5 protein-coding genes are annotated in these 5442 nt (G+C 29.5%); 1 reads left to right on the forward strand and 4 read right to left on the reverse strand.

Annotated features, from left to right (window positions below; genetic code table 11):
- Positions 1 to 194: hypothetical protein (locus L8D11_RS03120; protein ID WP_236870219.1), on the forward strand; the 194-nt coding region annotated here is incomplete at its 5' end.
- A gap of 93 nt (positions 195 to 287) precedes the next feature.
- Here the strand turns inward: L8D11_RS03120 and L8D11_RS03125 are convergent.
- Genes L8D11_RS03125 through L8D11_RS03140 form a run of 4 tightly spaced genes read right to left on the reverse strand, consistent with a single transcriptional unit; the run spans position 288 to position 5357 of the window.
- Entirely contained in the window at positions 288 to 1901 is a 1614-nt protein-coding gene (locus L8D11_RS03125; RefSeq protein WP_236870220.1) for a phosphoethanolamine transferase, read from the reverse strand.
- 32 nt (positions 1902 to 1933) lie between these two features.
- Positions 1934 to 4126, reverse strand: a complete 2193-nt coding sequence (locus tag L8D11_RS03130; protein ID WP_236870221.1) for an FtsK/SpoIIIE family DNA translocase — start codon at positions 4124 to 4126, stop codon at positions 1934 to 1936.
- A gap of 33 nt (positions 4127 to 4159) precedes the next feature.
- Positions 4160 to 4933, reverse strand: coding sequence for a P-type conjugative transfer protein VirB9 (gene virB9 / locus L8D11_RS03135; RefSeq protein WP_236870222.1), 774 nt, complete (start codon positions 4931 to 4933; stop codon positions 4160 to 4162).
- Between the two features lie 16 nt (positions 4934 to 4949).
- Positions 4950 to 5357, reverse strand: coding sequence for a hypothetical protein (locus tag L8D11_RS03140; protein ID WP_236870223.1), 408 nt, complete (start codon positions 5355 to 5357; stop codon positions 4950 to 4952).
- Positions 5358 to 5442 lie beyond the last annotated feature (85 nt).

Genomic DNA, 5442 nt, shown 5'->3' on the forward strand with positions numbered 1-5442 from the left:
TGATACTACCTCGCCTTTTTCTTTTTTTCTTACTATTATTTCAAAATCCATTTGATACCTGTATTGTTTTAGGTCAAAGGTTAGCACTTTTCCTATTTATACGCTATCTAATATTTATGCTTCCTCTTTCGTATGTACTTATCTTTTCATTCTATCATATATGTTTCTTTCTGCCTATTATGCAATGGTCTTAAAGTATAGATTTGCACCGAAAGTTGACTTAGAAATTTCTTGAAATTCTTTGGTTAAATTGATATAAATCTGCTCTATCATCTTAATTTCTTTTACTATTTAACTTTGCAATTTTGAAAAAAGCTCATGCCATTCTTTAGAGCTTTCGTGTCAATTTTCAATAAATCCAAAATCGAATGAAATAAATTATCATGAGAAAATTCTTTTTCTACCTGCTTTGAAACACAACCCTTATCAATGCCAAAATCCATCGTAAAATTTTCTGATAACCATATAATCATTGGAATATGTTTTTGATGCTTCGGTGCAACTAAGTATGGCATTCCATGCAAATAAATACCATCTTCTCCTAGAGATTGTCCATGATCAGAGACGTAAAACATTGCTGTATCCGCATCATTATTCTCTTTTAATATTGAAATTACCTGTGATAAGAAATAGTCTGTGTACAATATTGTGTTATCATAACCATTGGTTATCTCTTCTGACGAACATTGCTGTAACTCAATTGACTTACAAATAGGTTTAAATTTATGAAAATTATCTGGTGTTCTCTTGTAGTATGCAGGACCATGACTACCTTTTTGATGTAAAACAATAAATAGATCATCTTTACTGTTTTGTTTAATAAATTTTTGAAAAATATTCAACATCTCCTCATCATAAATTTCTCTGTCTAAACCATCGTTTAAATATGACTCCATTTCTATAGTTTTCACATCATTACAAGCAGATTTGCACCCACTATTATTATCTATCCATAAAGTGTTAAATCCCGAATTCTTAATTAACTTTAATAAATTATCATTATTTATAAATTTAGATTTACTAAAATTTGATCTATCAAGTGAGGAAAAAACACATGGCACAGAAACAGCAGTAGTAGTTCCGCATGAATAAAAATTGCTGAAATTTATTATATCATGTTTTTTTAAATTTGGATTTGTTTCCTTTACGTAGCCATTTAATGAAAAGTTACCAGCTCTTGCAGCCTCACCAATCACAAATACAAATATAGTCTTTCTTAGGTGGTGTTGCCAAGCTTGACTCTTATTTGCTTTACTTGATATTGATTTTACACTTTGTTCCGGAAGCAATAAAATTATATTTTGATAAACACCATTGATGTAATTATTTGGTATAATTCTGAATATAATATCTTTATGGTTTCTAAAAACCGACACGAATGTTTTGTATTGAACAAATATTACAGATATAAAAATTACTAATGCTAAAAGACTAAAAAGATAAAATTTGATATAAGTAAATATTTTGATAGGATACCTTATGTTTATTCTATAAATAGCAAATGATGGTATTATCCCAAAAAACAAAACCATCAGGAGCATTTTATAAGTAAATAATTCAAAAGATTCTTTTAAATCCGTCTCTAATACATTTTGAATCATTGAGCTATCAATTATAACTCCATATTTCAGCATGAAATATTGAGCTAACGAACCGCAAATTAAAATCAATGATAACAATAATTTATGGATATAGCGAAATGAAAAAAGAGAAATTGCGAAGTATATAAAACATACTAGAACAATAAAAAATATGAATAAAAAATTTAGTGAAAAAAGCTTATTAATAGTAACTAGATTATAAAAAAAATTCCAGAGCGGTAAATTTAAAAATAAAGCTATAAAACCAGATATTAATAAATTGAATAGCTCCAGTGAAACAGTATTTTTTAATTTTAACATTTAATATCTTGATAATTTTTAACTGCAGTTTTTTATTTATTCCTTAGAACTTCTCTTTTTCCTTGAGAATTTGCAGGGCTTATTATTCCATCATTTTCCATTTGCTCAATTAATGAGGCCGCTTTATTATACCCTATTTTTAATCTTCTTTGAATATAGCTGGTAGTTGGCCTTTTTTCATCTATTACTATTTTTATGGCCTGTTGATATAAATCCCCTCCGTCCTGATCCTCAAAAATTGAATTAACACCACCACCTGATGAATTATTATCTGTAATTATTAGGGAATTAAAATTAACATCATACTCACCAAAATTATTTTCCTTTAACTGTTTTACAACATTTTCAACCTCAAGATCACTGACAAAAGGACCATGCACTCTTGTTATATTACCACCTGGCATCATGTATAGCATATCGCCCATTCCCAAAAGTTGCTCAGCCCCCTGTTCACCTAATATTGTTCTACTATCAATCTTTGAGGTAACATGGAAGCTAATTCTTGTGGGAAAATTAGCTTTAATCACACCTGTAATTACATCTACAGATGGTCTTTGTGTTGCCATAATTAAATGAATACCAGATGCTCTAGCCATTTGAGCAATTCTCTGAATATAGCCTTCAATTTCCTTACCAGCAACTAACATCAAATCTGCCATTTCATCCACTATGACTACAATGTAAGGCAATTCTTCATTTCCCAAATCAATCTCTTCAAATGTTGGTTCGCTAGTTTCATGATCAAAACCAGTTTGTATAACTTTTTTGAGTGTTGTTCCTTTTTTATTGGCCTGCAATAATAATTCATTAAATCCCATAATATTCCTAACTCCAAGCGAAGCCATTGCCCTATACCTTCTTTCCATTTCTTGAACAACCCATTTTAACGCTCCAACTGCTTTTTTTGCTTCAGTTACAACTGGTGAAAGAAGATGTGGTATGCCGTCATATACAGATAGTTCCAACATTTTAGGGTCTATCATCACAAATCTGCACTGCTTCACTGTGCAAGAATATAATAATGATAAAATCATAGTATTAATTGCTACTGACTTTCCAGAACCAGTCGTCCCTGCTACAAGAAGATGAGGCATTTTTGCCAAATCAGTAATGACTGGCGCACCAGATATAGATTTTCCCAATACCAATGGTAATTTATAGTCATTATTTTTATATTCCCTACTTTCTATTAGCTCTCGCAAATATATTATCTCTCTTTTATCATTTGGTATTTCAATACCTAACGCATTTTTACCAGGTATTACAGCAATTCTAGTAGATACTGCACTCATAGACCTTGCTATATCATCAGACAATCCAATTACTCTTGAAGCTTTTGTACCTGCAGCAGGCTCAAGTTCAAATAAAGTCACAACTGGACCAACGCTATAATTTAACATTTCTCCTTTAATACCGTAGTCTTTTAAAACTTTTTTCAAACTTTCACTATTCTCCTTAACCCGTTCATTATTAGATGAATTTCTTGAACCTGAATGCTCAGAAATTTTATCTAATATCTCAACAGATGGTAATGTTAATTTATCACCTTTATTATCAATCTTTTTTGTTATCTCTGACTTTTTATTCTTTACCGTATTATCTACCTTTATCAAATTTTCATTAAAGGCTTCTTCATCAAATCTTTTCCTTTGACTAGATAGTTTAGCAATGACAAATTTGACGCATTTAAATAATATTTTTATACTAAAACCTATATACTTAAATATACTTCTCCACTCACTAAAAGTAAGTCCTAAACAAATAATACTAATAACAACAAATACACCTATAAGTGAAAATAATAATATGTCTTTCTTAATATAAATTAATAGTAATTGCTTAAGATAAGCACCTATAAATCCACCATATCCAATGTTAAAAACAATACTATTTATTGATATCAAAGAAAATATTATTGCTAACACTAACGTTGCAAATAAAATACCTATAGTTCTGTATATAAAAAATTTGTTCGATAAATTATTCAGTGTCTTGACGGCGAATATAAAGAAAAACACTATTGGCAGTATGATTGAATACCCAAAGGTCTGGAGCAGAATATCTGAAATATTAGCTCCATAATTACCGAAAAAATTATGAGCATCAAGAGCTCCAGTTGCATTTAATACAGATGGATCCAACTTATCATATGTAATGATCGAGATTGAAACAAAAACCATCACGCATATTATGACCACAGCCATAAATAACTTAAAACTTTTCATTAAATAAGACATTCAAATAAATATGCGTAGAAACTATTTTTTTATACTATTACTATTATTACGAAGTAATGGCTTTTCATTGAAAACACATATTACATCATTGCCATGCCTTAATGTATATTTACTTGCCACCCTTTCTATCACAACATATCCTTTTTCAACTCTGTAATTTATAAGAGCTTCACTCCCGTCATTATTCACAAAAAATACAGCAGGCAATTCCGCATTTATATCCCTGAATTTCAGATACGTAAATCTGCCATCATCGAAGATTTGGGTTGGTTCAATGTTCACCGCACTACCACTAATCTTATATTCAAAATTATATAATTCTGGCTTCGTTAAATCAGGTCCGCTGCTACTTTCTACATTTTTTATAGAGGAATAATTCGTCTCACTAGGATATACAAATTTTATAATAAATGCCAAATCAGGATCATTTATACTGTCTGCATTCTTTGCATGCATTTCAAAAAAATACATTCTTTTATTTGTAATCACAGTCATATTTGTAGTTGCATCATCTTCAATCGGTTTAAGAAAAATTCTGTTTCCAGCAGGAACAATTTGCCAAGGAGTAGGAGTACCCATAGTGATAGTCTGAATTTCCTCATCAAGAGAAAATTCTATGATGGTTTGATAATAATAATGGCCAATATACCTAAAAACCGCATTTGGTACATAATTAATTATTTTAATCCTATCTTCCCCTCCCATTGATCTAGGCATTACAGTTGCGTTACTACAAATACTAATATTTAAAAACAAAAGGAACGCAAACAGACTCTTTAAGTATTTATTTTTCATAAAATTATTAAACGTATCAATCTTTATAACTAGTTATCAAAAAATTTATACTTTTCTTTGAATCCATAAATTTTTTATTAATTTCTGACATGAAAAAATTAATTTCAGCTACCTTTTCTTCAATCGCCTCTTTACCATTAATTAATGAGCGAACTCTATAAGATACTTTTGCATATGAAGGTACAGTAACTTTTTTCAAAAATTCTATATTACTAATCTCGATCATCCTACTATTTTTATATCTATATTTCAACAATGGACTTTCTGGATTATCATCAATATTAATAAATTTAAAATATTCCTGAAACACTATAAGAGACGAAATATTATTTATGTAATTTAATCTCTCATTTAATTTATCAGGCTCCAGACTATTAGAATCAAAAAGGCCGTTGCATAAATGCAAAGCAAGGAAGATATGCAATAAATGGATTTAAAAAATTAGATTCATATAAAGAAGAACGATAAGTTTGGTATAAAAGCTGATAGAATAATAGGAATTCAAGAAA

The sequence above is a fragment of the Candidatus Bandiella numerosa genome, assembly GCF_021811875.1.
GTDB lineage: Bacteria > Pseudomonadota > Alphaproteobacteria > Rickettsiales > Midichloriaceae > Aquirickettsia > Aquirickettsia numerosa_A.

Excerpts from the sequence above, each read along its gene's own strand:
- L8D11_RS03125 (WP_236870220.1), bottom strand. The coding sequence starts at position 1,901 with ATGTTAAAATTAAAAAATACTGTTTCACTGGAGCTATTCAATTTATTA.
- L8D11_RS03130 (WP_236870221.1), bottom strand. The coding sequence starts at position 4,126 with ATGAAAAGTTTTAAGTTATTTATGGCTGTGGTCATAATATGCGTGATG.
- virB9 (WP_236870222.1), bottom strand. The coding sequence starts at position 4,933 with ATGAAAAATAAATACTTAAAGAGTCTGTTTGCGTTCCTTTTGTTTTTA.